This window comes from Alteromonas sp. S005 (assembly GCF_036864475.1).
Taxonomy (GTDB): Bacteria; Pseudomonadota; Gammaproteobacteria; order Enterobacterales; family Alteromonadaceae; genus Alteromonas.
Genome location: NZ_JAZETN010000010.1, coordinates 77,676 through 98,661 on the forward strand (window position 1 = coordinate 77,676; position 20,986 = coordinate 98,661).

Sequence of the window (20,986 nt, forward strand, 5' to 3'; positions counted from 1 at the left end):
TCTAACTTACAAGTTGCAAGGAACCCGCATGAGCACCGCAAAACGACACTTTTTCTGGCTAGCGCCAGTGTTGTCTATGCTGATTTCTCTTCCTAGTACCGCCGCTATAAAACAAACAAAAGGCGACTTTGAAGATAAATTCCGTCAGCTAGACGAAGTACTTCCTACTCCCAATGTTTACCGCAACGCCGCTGGTGAGCCTGGTCATCAGTACTGGCAACAACAAGTAGATTACGATATCGACGTAAAGCTACTAGAAGACAAGCGCCGTATTGAAGCAAGCGAAGAGATTACGTATTACAACAACTCGCCCGATACACTCAAATATCTTTGGGTTCAGCTAGATCAAAACAAGTTTCGTGATGACTCAATGTCTGCGCTTACTACCACTTTCGGTGGCATTGGTAACCGTGGGCCGGGTACACAGGCGGCAAATGGTAATACCCCCGCCAAATTAAGCATGGGCGCACTGCGTCGCCAGCAGTTTGTTGAAGACAATGAACTGGGTTACACCATTTCTCGCGTTGAAGACAATGCAGGCAACGACTTACGCCACACCATTGTCGGCACCCTAATGCGTGTTGACCTGGCTAAGCCATTAAAGCCGGGCAGCAAAGTAACCTTTGATATCGACTTTGCCTTTAACATTGTTGAAGAAGATGCAGTTTCAGCTCGTGCGGGTTACGAGCACTTCCCAGATGACGAGCGCGAAGGCGGCAACGATATCTTCTTACTAGCTCAGTGGTTCCCTCGTTTGGCGGCTTACACCGATTACGAAGCATGGACTAACAAAGAGTTCATTGGCCGTGGTGAATTCACTCTGGAATTCGGTAACTACGAAGTAGATATCACGGTTCCTGCTGACCATATCGTATCGTCAACAGGTGTGCTTCAAAACCCGAAAGACGTGCTTACCAAAACACAACGGGATCGACTGAAAAAAGCGGAAAAAGCTGACCGTATCGTATTCATCGTTTCTCCTGAAGAAGCTATTGAAAACGAAAAAGAAGGTACCTCTAAGCTTAAAACCTGGACCTTTAAAGCGGATAACGTACGTGATTTCGCTTGGGCTTCGTCACGTAAGTTTGCGTGGGATGCACGTGGCTACCAACAAGGTGGTGACACTCAGCCACTTGTAATGGCCATGTCTTTCTACCCCAAAGAAGGTGGTGAGCTTTGGCAGAAGTATTCAACAGAATCAATCATCCACACTATGGATGTATACAGCCGTTTTAGCTTCGATTACCCATACCCAGTAGCGCAATCAGTCAATGGTCCAGTTGGCGGCATGGAATACCCCATGATCACCTTTAACGGCCCGCGTACAGAACTTCGTGATAACGGTTCTCGTACTTACTCGCTTGCTGAAAAGCGCTTCCTAATTGGTGTTGTTATCCACGAGGTAGGGCATATCTATTTCCCTATGACGGTAAACTCTGATGAGCGTCAGTGGACGTGGATGGATGAGGGCCTTAACAGCTTCCTAGATGGCGTAGCTGGTCGTGAATGGGATCCAACAATTCCATGGGGTGTAGAGCCGCGCGATATCACAGGTTACATGAAGTCTCAGACTCAAGTGCCAATTATGACGCAGTCTGATTCCGTACTTCGCCTTGGTCCAAATGCTTACACCAAACCAGCAGTAGCGCTGAACATTCTTCGCGAGACGATTCTTGGACGTGAGCTGTTTGACTTCGCGTTTAAAGAGTACGCGCAGCGCTGGATGTTTAAACGTCCAACTCCATCTGATTTCTTCCGCACTATGGAAGAGGCGTCGGGTGTAGATCTAGATTGGTTCTGGCGCGGTTGGTTTTATACCACAGACCACGTAGATATCAGCCTAGACAGCGTACACAAGCTGCGTTTAGACACTGAAGATCCAGATATCGACTTTGCTCGTGAGCGCGAAGCGGAAATGGAAAAGCCTAAGTCACTTACCGATATTCGCAATAAAGAAGAAGGTAGGAAGCTGTGGGTAGACCGCTTTGAAGATATCAGCGATTTCTATGATGAAAACGACCGCTATACCGTAACTAACAAAGAGCGTAACAAGTACAAGAAGTTCCTTGATAAGCTTGAGCCTTGGGAACGTAAAGCCTTTGAACGTGCGGTAAAAGAAGACAAGAACTACTACGTGCTAGACTTTAGTAATAAAGGTGGTTTGGTAATGCCAATCATTCTTGAACTAGCCTTTGAAGACGGTACGAAAGAAGAAATGCGCATTCCGGCGGAAATCTGGCGTCGTACACCAAAAGCCGTAAGTAAGCTTATTGTGACTGACAAAGACAAAGAGTTGGTAAGCGTAACGGTTGACCCGCATTGGGAAACTGCGGACGTAGACGTGGAGAATAACCACTACCCACGCCGTATCATTCCTTCTCGCATTGAAGCGTATAAGAATAAGCCGCGTAACACTTACGAGTACCGCGACCTTATGCACGATTCAAAGACCGAGCTAAAAACTGACGACGAGGACAAAGATGACGAATAAGTTGTCTTTAGCCCGCTTGCTGCAGAGCTCTCATGCTCTGCTTGCAAGCGTTGGTGGGTTGGCTATTGCGGCTGTGCTATTTGTTAGCGCGATGTCGTTCAGCACAATTGCCCAAGCGCATCAAATAAAAGCAGCTATAACAACGGTACTGTTCAACCCTAGAACAGAAAATATCGAAGTAATGCACCGCTTTAATTTGCATGATGCTGAGCACGCGGTTAAAGCCTTGTTCGATAAGCATGCAGATATTATGGATGACGTTAAAACGCAGCAACAATTTGCTGATTACGTAGCCCATCACTTTGCGATTTTAAATGCGGCAGGCGAATCGTTAAAACTTGCTGATGTGGGCTTTGAAGTTGAAGGTAAGCACTTTTGGGTTTATCAGGAAACTGCTGAACCGCCTGTGCTAAAAGGCATTAAAATTCGCCACGATGCATTACGCGACCTATGGCCGAAGCAAGTAAATACGCTAAATGTAGAAGGCAAGGGCGATATCAAAACCCTCACCTTTGCTGATAGTGTAAACCTACTTGAAGTGAGTTTTAAGGGTCAACATAGCGACCACTATTAGTATTTGGCAGTTTAAAGTTAATAAAAGCCCACCGGCTTTCATTGTTGAATGACTATGAAAAGCCGGTGGGCTTTTTTGTATTTGAGGGTGCTCTAAAAATACGTAGCGTGAGACCGAAGTCTTATAGTCATAGCTTAAGGTATGCTCTACCTTATCAGTAGACAAATACGTTACTGACACTTGGTTAATGAGGTATATCATGACTAATAGCGCTGCTGCACCGTCGCCTTCACAGGTCAATAAAAACCAATCAAGAAGCGAGCGTCGCGCAAGAAAAATGCGTACAGCCAAAGCAGCAGAGCGCGCTGAGCAAGAGGCAAATGCAGAACTTACGCTAGATACTAACTTATCAAGTGATAAAACCAGCAATGCGTTCGCTGATAAGAAGAACATCATGTGGGTGCTGTTAAGCGGCGCCATGGCACTAACATTTATCGTTATGCTGTTTCTGCCCGATACCGGCATGGGCGGGGGAATTATATCGACTTATTCTGCAATGCTATGGTGCGGATTCTTTGGAGCTGCGCTTTGGCGTTACAGAGCTGCAAGCAGCTGGGCTGGGTTTGCTTATGGAAGCGTTATTGGCCTAGTGCTTCAATTTATTTCACAGCTCATTTAAGTAATTAGCACTGTATGGGCCGCATTCTTATGCAGTGCTACACCTTACTTCTAAATCTCTGTCTTGCTGTAAACCACTTCGCTTCAACTTTAAGTAGCTTATAGCTATATACCCGATCCAGTCACCTCACTTAAATGTATAAAGGGTCAGAGTACTTTTTTAGTTATGCTTTAAGCGATACAAATTCGTGCCTCCATCCGTCTTTAATAAAACAGAGTGAAACTATGGCAGAGAAGCCAAATAAATCCCCTAAATCGCCAATCCGTTCGAGTAAAGCAGTGCCGTCGTCTCGCATATCTCGTATAGGTCGCTTAGGCTCGTTAGCTGGGAGAATTGCAGGCAATGTGGTTTCCCAAGGCGCTGGCCAGCTACTAAAAGGTGAGAAGCCGGTTCTGTCTTCACTGCTTTTAACACCAAAGAACATTTCAAATGTCGCTGATCAGCTTGCCAGCATGCGTGGCGCAGCGATGAAACTCGGGCAACTCATTTCTATGGATGCGGGAGATTTTTTACCCGAAGAACTCGCTGCTATTTTAGGACGGTTGCGAGATGACGCTGACCCTATGCCAAAGGATCAGCTCATATCTACACTTAACCAAGCGTGGGGAGAGCAGTGGCAGGATAACTTACTGTATTTTTCTTTTGCCCCCGTTGCCGCAGCCTCTATAGGCCAAGTTCACAAAGTTATTACTATGGACGGCAAAATGTTAGCGGTAAAAGTACAGTACCCAGGCGTGAAAAAAAGTATTGATAGCGATGTGGATAACGTAGCAACGCTTATAAAGCTTACTGGCCTGGTGCCAAAATCACTAGATATAGGCCCGCTATTGCAGGAGGCCAAAGCGCAGCTTCACCAAGAAGCGGATTACGAACGAGAAGCCGATATGCTCAATCGCTATCGTAGCTTTGTTGGAGCTACTGATATCCGATGTGAAGAGCAAAGGGCATTTGTTATTCCAGAGACCTATGCACCGCTTACCACAAGTACGGTGCTAGCCATGGACTTTATTGAGGCGCAAGATTTGGACGCGCTAAGTGATGAACCTCAAGAAATCCGTGATGCCGTGATGACGGCGTTAATGACTTTGTTTTTCAATGAAATTTTTCACTTTAAACTACTTCAAAGCGACCCTAACTTAGCTAACTATCAGTTCAAAACCGATACCAAAGAAATTGTGCTGTTAGATTTTGGCGCTACTCGCGAAGTGCCTGAAAATATATCTCAACAATACCAAACTTTACTCAAGAGCGCCGCAGACCACGATAAAGTATTAATGCGACAAGCCGCATACAATATTGGGCTTATTGATGATAGTCATTCTCAGATGCAAGTTGATGTAGTCATAGATATAGGTATGGAAGCTTGCGAAGCTATTCGCTTTGAGGGTGCTTATGACTTTGGGAAAAGCGATTTAATTGCAAGGCTTCACGAAAAAGGAATGGCGCTTACAATGAAACACAATTTTTGGCACACGCCGCCAGTCGACGCTCTCTTTATACATAGAAAGCTCGGTGGACTATTTTTGTTGGCTAAGCGGCTGCGAGCCAAAGTGGATATGCGCAAGGCGGCAGGCGACTGGCTTTCCTCTTAACAAGGTTTAGTTCCATCTTACAGTGAATCCTACCGCGCTTTATGCAATTAGCTTGAGAGTGAAACTATCGCTAAGGGGCGAAGACTCAGCTGAATGCCTTCGCCTTATTCTTGCACCTCTCATGGCACTTCTCATGGCACTGAACTGGTAATATAGAGATAGATTGCGTTTAGTAAGGCAGTTCCATACTAAACGGTAGGGCCATCTGCTCTTTACTTTTCGGCGGGTTGCCTATCATCTCATCGTACGGTGTATCGTGCTTCATTACAGCCTGCTGGACGTGACAATGGGCAAATGCTTCACGTATGTGCCCGGCACTAAAAAAGCGCATAGGCTTGTCTGTGTTGTCGTAAAGCATGCCGCTTTGGTTATCAATAGTGAGATAAACTAAATACACGTTCATTTCATAAGACTGAACTTCTAAGTAATCGATAACCGTCGGTGACTCTTCAATATCCCGAAAATAAAACTTATGCATTTTTCTACCTCATGAAATCAACGTGCGCATTACGCTCACCCTGCTTGGTAGTATTTGCGTCAAATATAGGCTGGGTGAAGTAATGACTGTTATACGCTATGCGAGGTTTTCAGGTTCATTTACAAGATGAAGTGGAGGACGGTGATTTTTATGTCGAACTGCATTGACTAAAACCAACAACGAAACAATAGAAGAAACGGTATACACCAGAGCAGCCAACCCCATTCCTGTTGCAATCCATAGGAGTGGAAATGCCAGTAATCGAGGCCCTTCTACGGCAAGTGCAACTTTTGCTCTCGATAGAATAAAGCCATTTTGAATGCCCATAACGACCACAGTTACCACAGCAATAAGTTGATGCTCCATCGATAGGCTATGCATATTTAAAAATAGGAAAAGCATTACTCCTACTGCAATAATATATTGTATTGCAGTGTACCGCTTAACAGCTCGGTGTAACTTTGGGTGATATGTTCTGAATTTACTCACGCTTACTATCCTACAAGGGTATATTTAGATAACGCTGGGATTTGAGGACTCAAAATGTTAGTTGATTACTGTAAATAGCAGTGCTCTAGCATTTTCTTTTTAATGATTAATCAACACATTAGTACACAAAACCCCAAATGTTAACCAATTGTTTTAAAAATCACTCTCACATTTACATTGTATGGCGACTTGGAAAGTCTAGAAAATGAGGAATTCCCACTAATTTTTGGAGGAAAACAAATCGGAAAGTGTCTTTTCAACGTTAAAATCTGTTCAAAATAAGGAAATTAGATTTTGAGGGAACATTTCTCTTGATTGATTTTCTAATTTTGGGTGTTATCTCTGGTAGTATTACCGAAAGGATATTTTTGTAGCGGAGTCATTATGAGCGAATCGTCAGAAAAGAAATCGTTGGGCCCACATTTTATTATTGTCGGCATTCTTCTTATCGTTATTCTGGCTGTAGTTTTTTGGCCAAGCGAAGAAGAGCCTGAGCCAGTCATTACACCCGAGCCTGAGATGACTGAACCTGAAGTCACAGCGCCGAATGAACCGGAGGTTTTTGAACCCACGCAGCCTGCACCAACTGTTGAACTTGAAGAAAAAGACGACGTTGAACCATTGCCAGAGCCTGTTGAACCAGAACCACTGGATACAAGCGACCCTGCAGTCAAAGCCTCATTAATTGAGAGTTCATCTGCAGACGAAGAAATCGTAAATCGCATGCTGGTTAATGAAGGGCTTATTCAACGCTTTGTTGTCTCTGTAACTAATCTGGCGAACGATGAGATGGCACCAAACCATCAACTACTTACTCCGCCCGAACAAAACTTTCGCGTTTATTCTCAAGCAGGAAAACAGTGGATTGATGCTGCAAGTTATAAACGATATACGCCCTATGTAAATATGCTTGAGTCGTTTGATAACGATGCACTGCTTAATATTTACGGTATATATAAAGACGATATCCAAGCGAAATTTGCAGAAATCGGTGATCCAGACAAAGACTTTAACAGCGTACTTCTAGACGCCATCGATCAACTGCTTAATACGCCAGAAGTACCGGTTCCTGTTGAAGTATATACAGACTCTGTCGCCTATAAGTACGCAGACGATCGTTTGGAGAACCTCAACGAGCCACAGAAGCAGCTACTGCGTACCGGACCAGACAATATGCGTCGTATTAAAGCAAAACTACGCGAACTAAAAGTCTTGGTTGAAGAACGTGGATCTAACTAGATTTCAACAGCAACTTAAGGGCACGTCTTCAAAAACGCGCCCTTTGCCCCCCGTTGATCAATGGAACCCAGATTTTTGTGGTGATATTAATCTGACGATATCCCTTGATGGCCGGTGGTTTTACGAAGGCAGCCCTATCGGGCGAGCAAGCTTAGTTGAGCTTTTTGCTTCCGTGCTTAAGCGAGAAGGCGATAAGTACTTCTTAGTGACCCCTGTTGAGAAAGTAGGGATAACTGTTGAAGACACGCCCTTTCTCATCACTCAGTGGCATATAGAAAAAAGTGAAAGCGGCAAAGCGACTGAAGTAGGGCAAGAAGGTGAAACGGCTTGCGACAGCACCTATATATTTACCACGCAAACAGGCGACACTATTCCCTTAGAGCACGAAGACCAGTTAGAACTTAGGGTTCCACCAAAAGCGATACAGGACCCTGAAGCAACACCTATTCCTTACATCCGCGTTCGCAGGAACCTTTGGGCAAGGCTACATCAAAACACTTACTATCAGCTGTTAGAGCAAGCCGAAGAGTCATCTGAAGGTTCAAGTACGCGATTTACAATTCAATCTAGTGGTGCCACATTTGTGTTGGGTGAAATACTTCAAACACCCTAATTCGCGTTTTTAATTATTACGCTACTTATCGTTACGCTAATAGTGTTACACAGCTATTTTGCTCCTTAAACCTGTACCTAGCATTACATGATTTATCACTATTAAAATATCATTAGCAGCACTTTGTTTTGCGTTATCTCGTTGTGTGCATTACATTCGATGTAGTCTATAAAACAATCAAAAGAAGACCTACATCATGAAAAAGCCTCTGATCACCCTTGCGATCACCAGCGCATTAATCTCGTCACCTTTGTCTGCGGTTGCCGATACTCTTATACACGCGGGAAAAGTGTTTACTGGTACCTCAAAATCACTTCAAGAACAAATGACCATTGTTATTGAAGGCAACAAAATAACAGGGGTAAAGGAAGGGTTTGCAAAGCCTCAAGAAGGTGACACTGTCATCGACTTAAGCACTTCAACGGTTATGCCCGGCCTTATGGATATGCATGTTCATTTATCATCGCAACACGGCGGGCCGCAAACTTATCTTGAACGTTTTTCACTTAACGAAGCTGACTATGCACTACGTGCAGCAAATTACGCAGAAATAACCTTAGATGCAGGTTTTACCACAGTACGTAACTTGGGTGATGGCTATAACGAGACAGTGGCTTTAAGAAATGCCATTGCTAAGGGCTATGCTACAGGACCACGTATTTACACGGTAGGTAAGTCTATTGCGACAACAGGCGGGCACGCTGACCCAAGCAATGGTATGTCTCACTTACTTCGACCAGACGTTGGCCCCAAACAAGGTGTTGTTAATGGCGAAGTGGAAGCCCGCGAGGCAGTACGAGCCCGTTACCAAGATGGTGCAGACCTAATCAAAATTACCGCAACTGGCGGCGTACTAAGCGTCGCTAAAAGCGGGCAAAATCCTCAGTTTATGACCGACGAATTAAAGGCAATTGTCGATACAGCAAAAGATTATGGTATGACGGTCGCTGTGCACGCCCATGGTAAAGAAGGCATGAAACGCGCAATAGAAGCAGGAGTTGACTCTATTGAGCACGGTACCTACATGGACAATGAAATTCGTAAGCTAATGAAGAAAAACGGCACCTACTATGTACCGACTATATTGGCTGGAAAGTTTGTAGCAGATAAAGCCAAGATTGATGGTTTTTTCCCTGAGCTTGTTCGCCCTAAAGCAGCAGCCATCGGCCCCTTAATTCAAAATACCTTTGAACAAGCGCACAAAGCGGGCGTAAAAATTGCTTTTGGTACGGACAGTGGTGTATCGGCCCATGGCGATAATGCACAGGAATTTTCTTTAATGGTCGAAGCGGGAATGAAGCCTGCTGACGTCCTACTCAGTGCTACCGTTAATAGCGCAGATTTACTGGGCATAAGCGACATTTTAGGTACGTTAGAACAAGGCAAGTTAGCAGATATTGTTGCTGTTCAAGGCGACCCGCTTGACGATATATCGCTGATGGAAAGCGTGTCTTTTGTGATGAAAGACGGGGTAGTTTACAAGCAGTAAAATAATAAAAGTGGTAGAGGTTACATGGCACTAGGTAAAAAGGTTAAGCACAAAACCAAAAAGCTTATCGATTCCAAACATATGTTAAAGGGTATTACCTTAGCGTCATTTTTAGAATCGACCATTGTTCCTATACCGCTTGAAGCCGTTATGGTGCCGTTAATGCAAGCTAGACGAGAGTCGCTCTGGAAAATTGCACTAATGGCCACCGTGGGCTGTGTGATTGGCGCTGTTTTTGGTTATGCGCTTGGCTATTACCTTTTCGACCTTGTTGGCCAGTGGGTTATTGATACCTTCTTTAGTCAAGATCAGTTCGACAGCGTTAAACAACAAATGCAAAATCAAGGCTTCTGGTTTGTGATGACGCTAGGCATTGCGCCTATTCCTTTTCAAGTGGCCATGTTAGCTGCTGGCGCCACCCAATACTCACTTCCGCTATTTCTTTTAGCCACGGTTATTGCCCGCGCTATTCGCTACTTTGGCCTTGCGGTAGTGGTGTATTACGCAGGTGACAAAGCCGAGCAACTTATAAAACGCTACAAGATGAAAGCCGTCTTCGTTATTACGCTGGTGGTAGTTTTATTGTGGTGGCTTTCTAATATGTTCTCTTAATTGAAGAGCCTTTCGATTTAAGGGTGCTAAAACTATCAAAATAGCATCAACCAAACCGTGCGAGCTCTCCCTTAGGTTTTCATTTCAAATTACGCTAATAGATTTTTTGAACTTTACATTTGATAATGATTCCTATTTGCACTAATGTTATAGAAAACAGGAGGTGCTTATATGAATGTCCAACGTTTATGCCCAGTTTACAGAAAGTGGTTACAGCTAAACCCTTCAAGCGCACGAGAGCATCGCTTAGCAATGCAGGCACAAACGCAGAAAGCCCATCAACAGGGTAAGTTAGATTATGCCAGAGAGTTAGGGTATCAAACCTTTGAGGCCGCGAAGGCCATTCTTAACGCACTACAGCCTATCACCTCTCAAAGCGTCGACGTTGTGCAAGAAGATATACTCGCGTTCGGCACTATGGGCATGTACTTATCTTCTTTACTTGCTCAAGAGCACAAAAAACAAGAGTCTCACGCAATTTTGCAGGAGTGCCAACAGCAGCTAATTGCCATATTGCCTTTACATGCTACTAACCCATCAGCATGCCGACTTATATCTGCCATTCAGTGCACGCTTGAACAAACCTATGAACCTCAAATTAGCAGGCAGGTTGCGTCTGCAGCCCTACATTAAATCGAAAGTTGAAGGAGCAAAAGATGATGTCAAAACAAATTCCAACTGAAGACGGCTTTGTCTCTCTGAATGTAAGAGCTTCTGCACTTCAAAAAATGCTTAAAGGTGAAGTTCTGCATATGACAGACGTTCACTGCAATTGCGCTCACAGCAAACGTATGCTTCAAAACTTGCTGTTAAAAGCCGCTGCAGACAGTTCAGAACGTTAGTCTTAAACGCTAGCCAGTAAGCGTAAAATAAAGACGGGAGCAAAACGGAACATAACTTGATAGAAGATAAGTAACTCAATCGTTTTTATTTTGCAATTAAGCTATGAGAGGACACCGTGGAACCTTCATCTAAATGGAAAGAGATAACCGCTAGAGCGGGATATAGCGCCAAAACGGTTATGTACGTTATGCTTGGTGTCTTCATTATTACGTCTGTATTTACTGCGCTAAACCGTGAAAAAGCCTCACAGTCCAATGTCTTTCTTACACTTAAAGAGCAACCACTCGGGCAAATTTTTTTGGGCATTCTTGTCCTTGGACTAGCTTGTTATGCCTGTTGGCGTTGGCTGCAGATTTTTATTACTGATAAATCGGACGACGAAAACACGTTCGTCTACATCATCAATCAGCTTTTCTATTTTGTATCGGGCGCATTTTATTTTATAGCTGCTTATGCAGGGGCTAAAACCTTATTAGAAGTACAAAGTAGCTCCTCATCTCAAGGGAGTGGAAAGAAGGTGAGTGAATTTCTAATGCAATACGAATGGGGGCTGTTGCTTGTGGCCGCAATCGGTCTATGTATCATTATATTTGCCGTTGTGCAGTTCAAACATGCTTACACTGCAGATTTTTTAGAGAAATTTTCTTTAAACGCTTTAAATCAGCGCATTAGAAAGAGTGTGAAAGTAACTGGTCGCCTGGGGTATACCGCAAGAGGGGTCGTTTATTCCTTAGTAGGTGGCTTTTTTATCCTTGCCGCAATATTGAGTAACCCATCGCAAGCAGGTGGATTACAAAAAGCACTAGAAACCTTAATGAAGCAGCCCTTCGGCCCTTATCTCATTGCCGCCGTAGGCGCGGGCTTTGTTATGTTCGGCCTTTATTGTGCGCTAGAAGCGAAATACAGAAAGGTAGAGTAGGGAACGGAGGCGCTAAGAGCCGAAATTTGAATGATAGAAGGGCGCTTAAGCGCGCCCTTTTTTAATAACATATTGATAAGGCAAGGTCTCTGTTTGAGACGCTACCAACGTATGGTCCATAAAACGGCAAAAGCTAGGAATATCTCTTGCCGTTGAGGGATCATCAGCGGTGACCGATAAGGTTTCTCCATCCGCCAGCTTGCGAATATTCAAACGCACCATCATCACCGGCTCTGGGCAACGTAAGCCAAGTGCGTCTAAATGCTGACTTGCTGCGCTAAAGGCGCTATCAAAATCAGATGCCATAGCTTTCACGGTAGGCATTGATGGCATTGATTTCATTACCAAAACCGCCTTTTTCAGTCAGATAAACCACCACATCGGCAAGCGATACGATAGAAATTACCTGAGTACCAAAATCTCGCTCCACTTCTTGAATAGCTGACAGTTCGCCATTACCGCGCTCTTGTCTGTCTAACGCAATCAACACCCCAGACAAACTGGCCTGCTGCTGTTCAATTATTGTCATCGATTCGCGAATAGCCGTACCCGCAGTGATCACATCATCCACCAGCATCACCTTGCCTTCTAGTGGGCTTCCTACCAAATTGCCACCTTCGCCATGCGTCTTCGCTTCTTTGCGGTTGAAGCAGTAAGGCACATCTAGGTTATGGCTATCGGCCAGAGCGACTGCAGTAGTCGTCGCAATAGGAATGCCTTTATAAGCGGGACCAAACAATACGTCGAATTCCACGCCAGCATCCATTAGCGCATCAGCGTAAAAACGCCCCAGCTTAGCCAAATCGCCGCCGCGATTAAACAAACCTGCGTTAAAAAAGTACGGGCTAACGCGGCCTGACTTTAAAGTAAATTCGCCAAACTTTAGTACGCCACGTTCAATGGCGAACTCGATAAAATCACGCTGAAACGCTTTCATGATGACCTCTTAAATACTAACTAATACGTAGGCGTTAAATACGCTTAATTGCCTCGCTTACGCAAGCGCCGCTTTTTGAATATCGAATAATTCGCGTAAGCCGTGCTTACCAATTTTCAATAATTCATCAAGTTCTTCAAACGAGAAGGGTTCACCCTCGGCTGTACCTTGAACTTCAATCAGTTTACCGGTTTCGGTCATCACAATGTTCATGTCTGTTTCTGCTTCAGAGTCTTCAGTGTACTCAAGATCAGCGATTGGCGTACCTTCATAAATACCCACCGAAAGTGCAGCGATCATGTGCTTAAGCGGGTTAGTTTTGATGATGCCTTTGGCACGCATATAGGTAAGCGCATCAACAAGAGCAACACATGCACCGGTAATAGATGCCGTGCGCGTACCGCCGTCAGCCTGAATGACATCACAATCTAGTGTAATTGTGTTTTCACCTAGGAGCTTCAAATCAATCGCAGCGCGAAGTGAGCGCGCGATTAGACGCTGGATTTCTAGCGTACGTCCACCTTGCTTACCGCGGGCCGCTTCACGACCGCTACGCGTATGGGTTGCACGTGGAAGCATGCTGTACTCTGCGGTAACCCAACCTTTACCCTGGCCTTTCATAAAGCGTGGTACACCTTCTTCCACAGTCGCGTTACACAACACTTTAGTGTTACCAAACTCTACTAAAACAGAGCCTTCTGCGTGACAAGTGTATTGGCGAGTAATAGTAACAGGGCGAATTTGACTGGCGGTTCTGCCGCTTGGACGCATAGTGTTCTCCACAACGTAAGTGCTTAAAAAGGGTAGCGTTTTACAGGTTTTATTGGCGATATGTGAATAGAAAGCCCAGTTCACGGTCAAAACCTATAAATTCGATGTCGCTACGAAATTGCGCGTAAGTATAACGCAATACCCGCGGACGTTAAAAACGAACTTTACATGTTTGCTTATTGAATTGCGTAAATGTGCGCTAATATACAAAATACAAGAAAACCTGCTGTAGATATTCACGTATACAACACGACGTTCGGGTTGTTTTTGCAGGCTTTCAGTTAAATTTAAAGGATATTTATGATTTACAGCATGACAGCGTTTGCGCGCGTAGAAACTAAAAAAGAGTGGGGCTCAGCCGTGTGGGAAATACGCTCGGTCAACCAACGCTTTTTAGAAACTTACTTTCGCCTGCCGGAACAGTTTCGCTCATTGGAGCCGGTTTTACGTGAACGATTCCGTAAAAAGCTAGCTCGAGGTAAGGTGGAATGTGCGCTGCGTTTTACCGCGAACGATGCTGCTGTAACTAAGCTAAGCTTAAACGAAGAGTTGGCTAAGCAAGTGCTTCACGCTGCCGACTGGGTGCAATCGCATGGCCAGTCCACGGGTGTAAACCCACTAGACGTTTTGCGCTGGCCTGGCGTAATTGCTGCAGAAGAAACTGACATGGATACCATCCACGGTGACGTAATGGCGGCATTCGATCAGGCATTAAACGACTTCATCAGTGCTCGCGCTACAGAAGGGGAAGCCCTTAAAGGTATGATCACGCAGCGCCTTGACGCTATTGAAGTGGAAGCTGAAAAAGTGGCCGCACGTATGCCTGAAATCATGGTGTGGCAGCGAGAAAAAGTGCAAACCCGCTTTGAAGAGGCAAAGGTTGAACTTGATGCAGGCCGCTTTGAACAAGAAATGATCATGCTGGCGCAAAAAGTAGATGTGGCGGAAGAGTTAGATCGTCTGAATGCCCACGTTAAGGAAACCCGCAATATCCTTAAAAAGGGTGGAGCCGTGGGTCGCCGTTTAGATTTCATGATGCAGGAATTTAACCGCGAGTCGAATACCTTGGGTTCAAAATCTATCAGTACTGACATCACGCAATCAGCCGTTGAACTTAAGGTATTGATTGAGCAGATGCGCGAGCAAATTCAAAATATTGAGTAGATTTCTAAACAAAAGATTACTCACTTGGTAATGTCTAGAAAGCCCCATAATTTGTTTAAAAGTATGGGGCTTTATTTCTTCTGGAAGTAAAAATATAGTTTTAGTGTCCTTGTTTATGACGCTCTTTCACTGGTTTTGAACTAGCTAAACACCTCAAACTGAAGAACCTTTATTACAAAGAGGACATATTACTGTTCACTCACCCACACAACCGAGAAAGCCCTTTCTTAAAACCAGTACTATTTCTAAACTATGCTAGAAACCGCTTTCTCAGAATGCATTTTAAGATTCATTTATGTACAAAGCTCGTTTCTGGTATAAATAAAACTAAAAATAACGTGTCACAAAATTAAACTTTCCCGTCCTTTTCATAGCGAACCCTTATAGATGCCGGCATAATACAAAAACGGTGAGCGATTGCTTTAATAAACGAGGTTTTTTCACGTGCCAACCATTTACCAAGTTGCCGAGCGCGCAGGAGTTTCTCTATCAACGGTATCCCGCGTTTTAAACGGAAAAGCCTCGGTAAATAGGGAGTTGCGAGAGCGGGTGGAAAAAGCGGTTAAAGAGTTAAATTACCGTCCAAATTCCGTCGCCCGCTCATTGGCTAATAGCCGTACTGATAGTGTCGGCGTGCTTGTATCTGAGTTGAATGCTCCTTTTTTTGGCGACCTGATGCGAGCAATAGAGTTAAGGTTACGCGCTGCAGGTAAGCACGTCATTATTACGGTAGGACGTGACTGCTTAGAAACTGAAAAAGATGCGGTAGAATTTTTAATAGGCCGTAATTGCGATGCGCTCATCATGCACACCGAAGCACTGTCAGATGAATACTTATTGAAACTTAATCAGTCCAAACTTCCTATTGCTTTAGTTAACAGGCAAGTCGAGGGGCTCTCTGAAGCGTGCACTACGTTAGATAATGAAAAAGGGGGGTACCTTGCCACCCGCCACTTACTCGAATTAGGCCATAAAAACATAGCGTATATATCAGGTCCAATCGAAAAGCGCGACGCAAAGCTTCGTTTGAAAGGACACAAACGTGCGCTGTCCGAAGCTGGAATTCCAGCAAACTCCGAACTCATCCTTGAAGGAAATTACACTGAAGAAGATGGAAAGCTTGGTTTATTAGAGCTTATGGCTCGCGACCTACCATTTTCCGCATTAGTTTGTGCCAACGACTGGATTGCATCAGGCGCAATAAGCTGCGCCCGAGATTTGGGCATGAGCCTTCCTCACGACCTCTCAATTGCTGGTTTCGATGACGTTGTCTTCGCACATCATGTGTACCCTCGACTTACGACGGTAAGTAACCCAGTTGCTAACATGGCCGAAATGTCAGCAAAATACATCTTGAATAAAGTCTATGGGCAACCTAGCGAAATTACGCTGAACTTTGAGCCCGAACTTATAGTTCGAGAGTCTACGGTACGGTATGAAGGCTAGGGTAAGCTCTTGTTCAAAGCAGTTTCCAAATGACAAACGGGAGTCTTTATATGTTTAGTCAGTGAAACTAGCCAATAAAGCCCCTAAGAAATGAAAGACTAAAATACTGAGGCTGTTCCATGTGGAACATCGTTAAATGGTGGTCTTAACCACACTACATTGAATACAGGATAAGAAGGTACTATGAGAAGTGTATTATTAAGTTGGCTGCTGCTTTGGGTCAGCGTAGGAATAGCGACAAGCGTTAGTGCCAATACAGACAGAGTTCTGGTTAATCGCACCCTTGATGCGCTTCATCATAATGCCTCTGTAGCTAACTTTGAATCGTATTTTAGCTTGTATCACGAAAGCGCCATCTTCATTGGCACTGATGCGTCGGAAGTTTGGGATAAAGAGACGTTTAAAGCCTATGCGAAACCTCATTTTGATAAAGGTACAGGATGGACATATCACCCTAGAGATAGACACGTCTATTTTTCGCCAGAACGCAATACAGCTTGGTTCGATGAGTTGCTGGATAATAATAATTTAGGCGAAACGAGGGGGACTGGCGTGCTCATAAAAGTTGGCGATGACTGGAAGTTAACCCAATACCATCTAGCTATACCCATTCCTAATTCACTAGCTGACAGCGTTGCCGAGCAAATTAAAACCTCGAATAACGAAAAAGCCCCGCTTTAAAACGGGGCTTTCGGTTCTTTTACTTACCTATTAATTATTAGGTATTAGATTGGGTAAGCGGCTGAATTTCCATCTCAACACGACGGTTCATAGAGCGATTTGCTGCACTGTTGTTAGGCACTTTTGGCGAATATTCACCCATGCCTACTGTCGTAATACGTGTTGGGTTTACTGAATAGTTAATCAGTAAGTTTTTAACCGCACCTGCACGACGCTCAGATAAAGACTGGTTGTACTGCTCTGAGCCCGTATCGTCAGTGTGACCTTTTATCATCAATACCGTTTTTTCATAGTTATTTACGACTTTCGCAACATCTTGAAGGACTGGGTTGAAGTTAGGGCTAATGCTAGAGCTATCGGTAGCAAAAGTAATATCACCTGGCATAATCAATCGCAGGTTATCACCCTCACGTACCACTTGAACACCAGTGTCAGAAAGCTCGCTTCGAAGTTCTTCTTCCTGTTTATCCATGTAATTACCAATTGCACCACCAGCAATAGCACCTACCGCAGCGCCCCATGCGTAGCGACTTTTATCGTTATCGCCAGTAGCTTTACCTAGCAGTGCGCCTACGACTGCACCGATAGCGGCACCTTTTTGCGTATTGTTAGGGTCAGTTGCACAACCTGCCACGGTTAATGATGCAGCAATCAAACTTACAGCAAGAGTCTTTTTCATAACTTCCTCTTATTCCAATTAAAAGCCTTGTATTGAAAAGTGACAGATGTCCCTTGCCACTCTCAACAAGCTCTGTACAAAAACTTTTGTTAATTACTCAACTTATACAAAAATATAGCAATTAACGTTCCACTCATAATTTGCGAGATAGCCAGTACAGTATTGATACCACTATTCATATTTAGCTTTAAAAAATATTACTGTTAGATCAGTGATAAACGTCGCTACTGTCGTATCATTATTTGTTGTTCTCATTAAATTCTAAACGACACATGCTGAACGTAAGCTAAACGAAGCGGTCTATTTTTGCAGAATGGAGAAAGAAAGGCGTTACAACACAGTGTAAACTCTACACTGTGTTGCCAATAAGTAACGTTTTAACCAACCGAAACAGAACGCTCGAAGAATGCATTTACATCTATTTTGTAATCTGAAGCAATGACAGCTTTCGTGATACTGACGGTTTTATCAACAGACAAGTCAATATCTTTCGGAGTTAAGTAGTGACTGTTACGAACCGAATAGAAAACCTTCACTACTGGTGTGAGAGGTGAACCTTTCTGTTCGAGCACCATGGCTAACCTTTCGTTAGAGAGTAAAACTAAGCTGCCTACAGGATATACCCCTAGGCATTTAATAAATTGCTGAACAAGCAATTTATCAAGTCGGTCGGGCGCATCACTCATCAAGATAGAAAAGGCTTTTTGACTCGACATACCTGCCTTGTAAACTCTATCAGCAGTAAGTGCATCGTACATATCGGCGATCGCCAACATGCGTCCAGCTTGGCTAATATCGTTACCTTTCGTTCCGGCAGGGTAGCCTAGTCCGTCTAAGCGTTCATGGTGCTCACTAATAGCCTGGATAAGCGGTGGCGCTATGTCAGTCTCTTTCAAGTAGTCTACGCCGTATTTCACATGTCCTTTCATAATATCCATTTCGCTATCTGTTAAACGACCTGGTTTATGAAGAATTTCATCTGGAATTTTTATCTTGCCTAGATCATGCAGAAAACCGGCGTAGGAAAGGTCTTGAACCTCTTCATCTGACATGCCTAAGAATTTGCCAAAATTCGCTAGGAGGATAGCAACGTTGAGGGAGTGCTCTAATAAATAATCGTCTTTTTCGCGAATTTTAGTTAAGCAAAGCAGCGCATCAGGATTTCTATCAACCGACTCCACCAGCTTGTTTGAAAATGCTTTGGGAATACTTGCGTCAAAAGGCGTTTCCTTTTGAACATTTTTAAGCAAAAGCTTTTGAATCGCTTTTCCTTGTTCATGCAGTTTAGACGCCCTTGTTAATTCTTTTTCAAGGGGGACTAGATGGGGCTTCGCTGCCTCACTTGGGCTTGCTAAATAGTCTTTAACAATAGAAGAAGATGCGCTATCGCCAATTTTGAACGCTTTTTCGGTATCTATGGCAAGAGTTTTAACGCCTTGTTTTTTCAGTGTATTGACTAAATCATTTGATATTACGCGCCCTTGGCTTTTTACCGACAAAGTACCTTTTTGCTCTAATATTTGATGAACAAACATACCCGGTATTAGCTGATCTATCGTAATTTTTTTTATCATTTCAAAAGCACAACACTGTTTTCCAAACGCTATTATATTGCTGTTGGCCAACTCTTGAACACGCAGAAGAATTAATACTCTAATTCTACCAGTATAGTGTGTAAATCTGGCGTCCAACCAAATTCATTCATATTCACTCGGTAATTTTTTACCACAACGCCTTCTGCAGTTAAACGCTGTCGCTGCTCTTCTGCTTTTTCCGAACCCGCAGGAAAGGCAATCTTTCCGTCACTGCGCAATACTCTATGCCAATTGCAATCTACACTTAATTCCCTTAGACACTTTCCCATCATTCTTGCTCTGCCTGGCAACCCGCACAAATCAGCAAGTAAACCGTAACTGACTACATGCCCTAAGGGGACAAAAGAAAGCGTTTTTTCTATACGGGATTGTACTGCTTCATCTGGCATGTTGTATATTATCCTATCAGGTAAAGTTGCATGGTTAGATAAGCGATTGCGATAAATGAACGCAGTTAATATTGTAAAATAAGAGTAGAGAAATCAGGTAATGCGTCTTTATTGCCAAAAATGTAGATACCCCGAAACGACGTGTATTTGCGCCCATATTAACACTGTAGATACGTTGTTAAACATCATCATTCTCCAGCATGAAAAAGAAGCGTATCACGCGAAAAATACAGCAAGGCTAATCTCTTTGTGTATTCCAACAAGTCGTATTGTTCTTACAAACGATGTACAGGCCATGCAACACTTGGAAAAGGAGTGCTCGTTCGAGCATACGGCGCTGATTTACCCCAGCGATAAAAGTATGCCGATAGAAAATACCGCCCATACAAGGTTACACCAATTCTCTACCTTGTTGTTAATTGACGGCAGCTGGAAACAAGCTTTTGGTATGGTTAAGCAGAATCCATGGCTTACCACTTTACCCGCCTTTCACTTTACTGCAGCGCCTGCGTCTAATTATGCAATCCGCCATACAAAGCTAGAGCACGCGCTCTCGACACTAGAAGCGACTGCCTATGCGATAAGTTGCTTAGAAAAAACCGACGTATCTGCACTTCATAAGGCGCAGTGTGCCTTACAAAAACATTGGCAAGGGCCAAAGTCCCATAGAAGACAAATCTAGCGCCTAAAGGGCCACAGGCCTTTCTAAGTGTTCATTGGTATAAAGCCTTTGTGCTCTTTAATTAAACTTATCCAATGGCGAATAGCAGGGTATGCCGATAAGTCGAAGCCGCCTTCATGAGCGACATGGGTATAAGCAAACAGTGATATATCAGCGAGGCTAATGGTATCGCCTATTAAATAAGGTGTCTTGTTAAGTTGATGCTCCATTACCTCAAGCGCTCGGTATCCACCCGCTTGCTTAGACTCATATTCCGCTTTTCTATCATCAGGCAACCCTAAATAAATATTGATGTAGCGGGCAACGGCAATATAGGGTTCGTGGCTGTACTGTTCGAAGAACTGCCACTGCAACAGTTGCGCAAAGTGGTAGGGCGAAGAGGGAATGAAGGGCGTATTAGAAGCAAGGTAATGCATGATAGCGTTCGACTCTGACAACACCCTTCCGTCATCGAGCTCAAGTATCGGAATCTTACCGTTAGGCGTCTTTTCAAGAAAGGACGGCGATCTGGTCTCTCCCTTCATAATATCAACATCAACCCATTCACAGGTTTTGCCTAACAAAGAAAGAAGCAACTCGAGTTTGTAGCAGTTCCCAGAACGTTTATCGCCGTATATTCGCACAGTGGTAATCTCTTTGACTTAACTTTTCTTACCTTATCAATGCATAGCTCAAGCGACAAAT

Annotated in this window: 24 protein-coding genes; 15 read left to right on the forward strand and 9 right to left on the reverse strand. The window is 43.9% G+C overall.

Annotated features, from left to right (window positions below; genetic code table 11):
* Nucleotides 1–28: 28 nt before the first annotated feature.
* From V7R55_RS12680 to V7R55_RS12695, 4 genes are all read left to right on the forward strand, one after another.
* Nucleotides 29–2,491, forward strand: a complete 2,463-nt coding sequence (locus tag V7R55_RS12680) for a M1 family aminopeptidase (protein ID WP_334059790.1) — start codon at nucleotides 29–31, stop codon at nucleotides 2,489–2,491.
* Nucleotides 2,481–3,065 carry a DUF6702 family protein gene (locus V7R55_RS12685; RefSeq protein ID WP_334059791.1) on the forward strand — a complete coding sequence of 195 codons (585 nt, stop codon included), beginning with the start codon at nucleotides 2,481–2,483 and terminating at the stop codon, nucleotides 3,063–3,065. Before V7R55_RS12680 ends, V7R55_RS12685 begins: the two co-directional genes overlap by 11 nt.
* 199 nt (nucleotides 3,066–3,264) lie before the next feature.
* Nucleotides 3,265–3,684, forward strand: coding sequence for a hypothetical protein (locus V7R55_RS12690; protein ID WP_334059792.1), 420 nt, complete (start codon nucleotides 3,265–3,267; stop codon nucleotides 3,682–3,684).
* 224 nt (nucleotides 3,685–3,908) lie between these two features.
* Entirely contained in the window at nucleotides 3,909–5,276 is a 1,368-nt protein-coding gene (locus V7R55_RS12695) for an ABC1 kinase family protein (RefSeq protein ID WP_334059793.1), read from the forward strand.
* 169 nt (nucleotides 5,277–5,445) lie between these two features.
* Here the strand turns inward: V7R55_RS12695 and V7R55_RS12700 are convergent, their stop codons facing one another.
* Both V7R55_RS12700 and V7R55_RS12705 read right to left on the reverse strand, forming a co-directional pair.
* Nucleotides 5,446–5,754, reverse strand: a complete 309-nt coding sequence (locus V7R55_RS12700) for a DUF6482 family protein (RefSeq protein WP_334059794.1) — start codon at nucleotides 5,752–5,754, stop codon at nucleotides 5,446–5,448.
* 96 nt (nucleotides 5,755–5,850) lie between these two features.
* Complete coding sequence (locus V7R55_RS12705; protein ID WP_334059795.1) at nucleotides 5,851–6,243, reverse strand: hypothetical protein; 393 nt, start codon at nucleotides 6,241–6,243, stop codon at nucleotides 5,851–5,853.
* Between the two features lie 384 nt (nucleotides 6,244–6,627).
* Here V7R55_RS12705 and V7R55_RS12710 point away from each other — a divergent pair, with 384 nt between their 5' ends.
* The 7 genes from V7R55_RS12710 to V7R55_RS12740 all read left to right on the forward strand — a co-directional run bounded on the left by V7R55_RS12710 (nucleotide 6,628) and on the right by V7R55_RS12740 (nucleotide 11,958).
* Nucleotides 6,628–7,482: a DUF3014 domain-containing protein gene (locus tag V7R55_RS12710; RefSeq protein WP_334059796.1), complete on the forward strand. Its 855-nt coding sequence runs from the start codon at nucleotides 6,628–6,630 to the stop codon at nucleotides 7,480–7,482.
* Nucleotides 7,469–8,095: a DUF1285 domain-containing protein gene (locus V7R55_RS12715; protein ID WP_334059797.1), complete on the forward strand. Its 627-nt coding sequence runs from the start codon at nucleotides 7,469–7,471 to the stop codon at nucleotides 8,093–8,095. Before V7R55_RS12710 ends, V7R55_RS12715 begins: the two co-directional genes overlap by 14 nt.
* 196 nt (nucleotides 8,096–8,291) lie before the next feature.
* Nucleotides 8,292–9,584: a metal-dependent hydrolase family protein gene (locus V7R55_RS12720; RefSeq protein WP_334059798.1), complete on the forward strand. Its 1,293-nt coding sequence runs from the start codon at nucleotides 8,292–8,294 to the stop codon at nucleotides 9,582–9,584.
* A 24-nt stretch (nucleotides 9,585–9,608) separates the two neighbouring features.
* Nucleotides 9,609–10,196, forward strand: a complete 588-nt coding sequence (locus V7R55_RS12725; protein WP_334059799.1) for a YqaA family protein — start codon at nucleotides 9,609–9,611, stop codon at nucleotides 10,194–10,196.
* A 171-nt stretch (nucleotides 10,197–10,367) separates the two neighbouring features.
* Nucleotides 10,368–10,829 (forward strand): hypothetical protein, encoded by a 462-nt coding sequence (locus V7R55_RS12730; protein WP_334059800.1) that lies wholly within the window; start codon nucleotides 10,368–10,370, stop codon nucleotides 10,827–10,829.
* 23 nt (nucleotides 10,830–10,852) lie between these two features.
* A complete protein-coding gene (locus V7R55_RS12735) occupies nucleotides 10,853–11,038 on the forward strand; it encodes a hypothetical protein (RefSeq protein WP_334059801.1) in 186 nt (61 codons plus the stop codon).
* A 116-nt stretch (nucleotides 11,039–11,154) separates the two neighbouring features.
* On the forward strand, nucleotides 11,155–11,958 hold the full coding sequence (locus V7R55_RS12740; RefSeq protein ID WP_334059802.1) for a DUF1206 domain-containing protein: 804 nt from the start codon (nucleotides 11,155–11,157) through the stop codon (nucleotides 11,956–11,958).
* 45 nt (nucleotides 11,959–12,003) lie between these two features.
* Here the strand turns inward: V7R55_RS12740 and tusA are convergent, their stop codons facing one another.
* From tusA to rph, 3 genes are read right to left on the reverse strand one after another with little or no spacing between them, the layout of a single operon-like run.
* Nucleotides 12,004–12,264, reverse strand: coding sequence for a sulfurtransferase TusA (tusA, locus tag V7R55_RS12745; RefSeq protein WP_214992661.1), 261 nt, complete (start codon nucleotides 12,262–12,264; stop codon nucleotides 12,004–12,006).
* Complete coding sequence (gene pyrE, locus V7R55_RS12750) at nucleotides 12,254–12,895, reverse strand: orotate phosphoribosyltransferase (protein WP_334059803.1); 642 nt, start codon at nucleotides 12,893–12,895, stop codon at nucleotides 12,254–12,256. The genes tusA and pyrE overlap by 11 nt, the downstream gene beginning before the upstream one ends.
* Nucleotides 12,896–12,952: 57 nt before the next feature.
* Nucleotides 12,953–13,666: a ribonuclease PH gene (gene rph, locus V7R55_RS12755; RefSeq protein ID WP_025257195.1), complete on the reverse strand. Its 714-nt coding sequence runs from the start codon at nucleotides 13,664–13,666 to the stop codon at nucleotides 12,953–12,955.
* Nucleotides 13,667–13,966: 300 nt separating this feature from the next.
* Here rph and V7R55_RS12760 point away from each other — a divergent pair, with 300 nt between their 5' ends.
* The 3 genes from V7R55_RS12760 (at nucleotide 13,967) to V7R55_RS12770 (ending at nucleotide 16,957) form a co-directional block, all read left to right on the forward strand.
* Nucleotides 13,967–14,830 (forward strand): YicC/YloC family endoribonuclease, encoded by an 864-nt coding sequence (locus V7R55_RS12760; RefSeq protein WP_269917860.1) that lies wholly within the window; start codon nucleotides 13,967–13,969, stop codon nucleotides 14,828–14,830.
* 444 nt (nucleotides 14,831–15,274) lie between these two features.
* Nucleotides 15,275–16,276, forward strand: coding sequence for a LacI family DNA-binding transcriptional regulator (locus tag V7R55_RS12765; RefSeq protein WP_334059804.1), 1,002 nt, complete (start codon nucleotides 15,275–15,277; stop codon nucleotides 16,274–16,276).
* 183 nt (nucleotides 16,277–16,459) lie between these two features.
* Complete coding sequence (locus tag V7R55_RS12770) at nucleotides 16,460–16,957, forward strand: nuclear transport factor 2 family protein (RefSeq protein ID WP_334059805.1); 498 nt, start codon at nucleotides 16,460–16,462, stop codon at nucleotides 16,955–16,957.
* A gap of 37 nt (nucleotides 16,958–16,994) precedes the next feature.
* On the opposite strand, the gene V7R55_RS12775 is transcribed toward V7R55_RS12770, so the two are convergent.
* From V7R55_RS12775 to V7R55_RS12785, 3 genes are all read right to left on the reverse strand, one after another.
* Complete coding sequence (locus tag V7R55_RS12775) at nucleotides 16,995–17,636, reverse strand: OmpA family protein (protein ID WP_334059806.1); 642 nt, start codon at nucleotides 17,634–17,636, stop codon at nucleotides 16,995–16,997.
* A 377-nt stretch (nucleotides 17,637–18,013) separates the two neighbouring features.
* A complete protein-coding gene (locus V7R55_RS12780) occupies nucleotides 18,014–19,210 on the reverse strand; it encodes an HD-GYP domain-containing protein (RefSeq protein WP_334059807.1) in 1,197 nt (398 codons plus the stop codon).
* A 71-nt stretch (nucleotides 19,211–19,281) separates the two neighbouring features.
* Entirely contained in the window at nucleotides 19,282–19,620 is a 339-nt protein-coding gene (locus V7R55_RS12785) for an MGMT family protein (RefSeq protein WP_334059808.1), read from the reverse strand.
* 100 nt (nucleotides 19,621–19,720) lie between these two features.
* Here V7R55_RS12785 and V7R55_RS12790 point away from each other — a divergent pair, with 100 nt between their 5' ends.
* A complete protein-coding gene (locus tag V7R55_RS12790) occupies nucleotides 19,721–20,302 on the forward strand; it encodes a tRNA-uridine aminocarboxypropyltransferase (protein WP_334059809.1) in 582 nt (193 codons plus the stop codon).
* 23 nt (nucleotides 20,303–20,325) lie between these two features.
* Here V7R55_RS12790 and V7R55_RS12795 read toward each other — a convergent pair whose 3' ends face one another.
* A complete protein-coding gene (locus V7R55_RS12795; protein ID WP_334059810.1) occupies nucleotides 20,326–20,925 on the reverse strand; it encodes a glutathione S-transferase family protein in 600 nt (199 codons plus the stop codon).
* Nucleotides 20,926–20,986 lie beyond the last annotated feature (61 nt).

Bases quoted from the DNA above. Each gene is read 5' to 3' on its own strand.
- V7R55_RS12680 (WP_334059790.1), top strand. From the start codon at position 29: ATGAGCACCGCAAAACGACACTTTTTCTGGCTAGCGCCAGTGTTGTCT.
- V7R55_RS12695 (WP_334059793.1), top strand. From the start codon at position 3,909: ATGGCAGAGAAGCCAAATAAATCCCCTAAATCGCCAATCCGTTCGAGT.
- V7R55_RS12735 (WP_334059801.1), top strand. From the start codon at position 10,853: ATGATGTCAAAACAAATTCCAACTGAAGACGGCTTTGTCTCTCTGAAT.
- V7R55_RS12790 (WP_334059809.1), top strand. From the start codon at position 19,721: ATGCGTCTTTATTGCCAAAAATGTAGATACCCCGAAACGACGTGTATT.
- V7R55_RS12730 (WP_334059800.1), top strand. From the start codon at position 10,368: ATGAATGTCCAACGTTTATGCCCAGTTTACAGAAAGTGGTTACAGCTA.
- V7R55_RS12780 (WP_334059807.1), bottom strand. From the start codon at position 19,210: ATGATAAAAAAAATTACGATAGATCAGCTAATACCGGGTATGTTTGTT.
- V7R55_RS12710 (WP_334059796.1), top strand. From the start codon at position 6,628: ATGAGCGAATCGTCAGAAAAGAAATCGTTGGGCCCACATTTTATTATT.
- V7R55_RS12725 (WP_334059799.1), top strand. From the start codon at position 9,609: ATGGCACTAGGTAAAAAGGTTAAGCACAAAACCAAAAAGCTTATCGAT.
- V7R55_RS12685 (WP_334059791.1), top strand. From the start codon at position 2,481: ATGACGAATAAGTTGTCTTTAGCCCGCTTGCTGCAGAGCTCTCATGCT.
- V7R55_RS12760 (WP_269917860.1), top strand. From the start codon at position 13,967: ATGATTTACAGCATGACAGCGTTTGCGCGCGTAGAAACTAAAAAAGAG.
- pyrE (WP_334059803.1), bottom strand. From the start codon at position 12,895: ATGAAAGCGTTTCAGCGTGATTTTATCGAGTTCGCCATTGAACGTGGC.
- V7R55_RS12720 (WP_334059798.1), top strand. From the start codon at position 8,292: ATGAAAAAGCCTCTGATCACCCTTGCGATCACCAGCGCATTAATCTCG.
- V7R55_RS12700 (WP_334059794.1), bottom strand. From the start codon at position 5,754: ATGCATAAGTTTTATTTTCGGGATATTGAAGAGTCACCGACGGTTATC.
- V7R55_RS12690 (WP_334059792.1), top strand. From the start codon at position 3,265: ATGACTAATAGCGCTGCTGCACCGTCGCCTTCACAGGTCAATAAAAAC.
- V7R55_RS12785 (WP_334059808.1), bottom strand. From the start codon at position 19,620: ATGCCAGATGAAGCAGTACAATCCCGTATAGAAAAAACGCTTTCTTTT.
- V7R55_RS12770 (WP_334059805.1), top strand. From the start codon at position 16,460: ATGAGAAGTGTATTATTAAGTTGGCTGCTGCTTTGGGTCAGCGTAGGA.
- tusA (WP_214992661.1), bottom strand. From the start codon at position 12,264: ATGGCATCTGATTTTGATAGCGCCTTTAGCGCAGCAAGTCAGCATTTA.
- V7R55_RS12775 (WP_334059806.1), bottom strand. From the start codon at position 17,636: ATGAAAAAGACTCTTGCTGTAAGTTTGATTGCTGCATCATTAACCGTG.
- rph (WP_025257195.1), bottom strand. From the start codon at position 13,666: ATGCGTCCAAGCGGCAGAACCGCCAGTCAAATTCGCCCTGTTACTATT.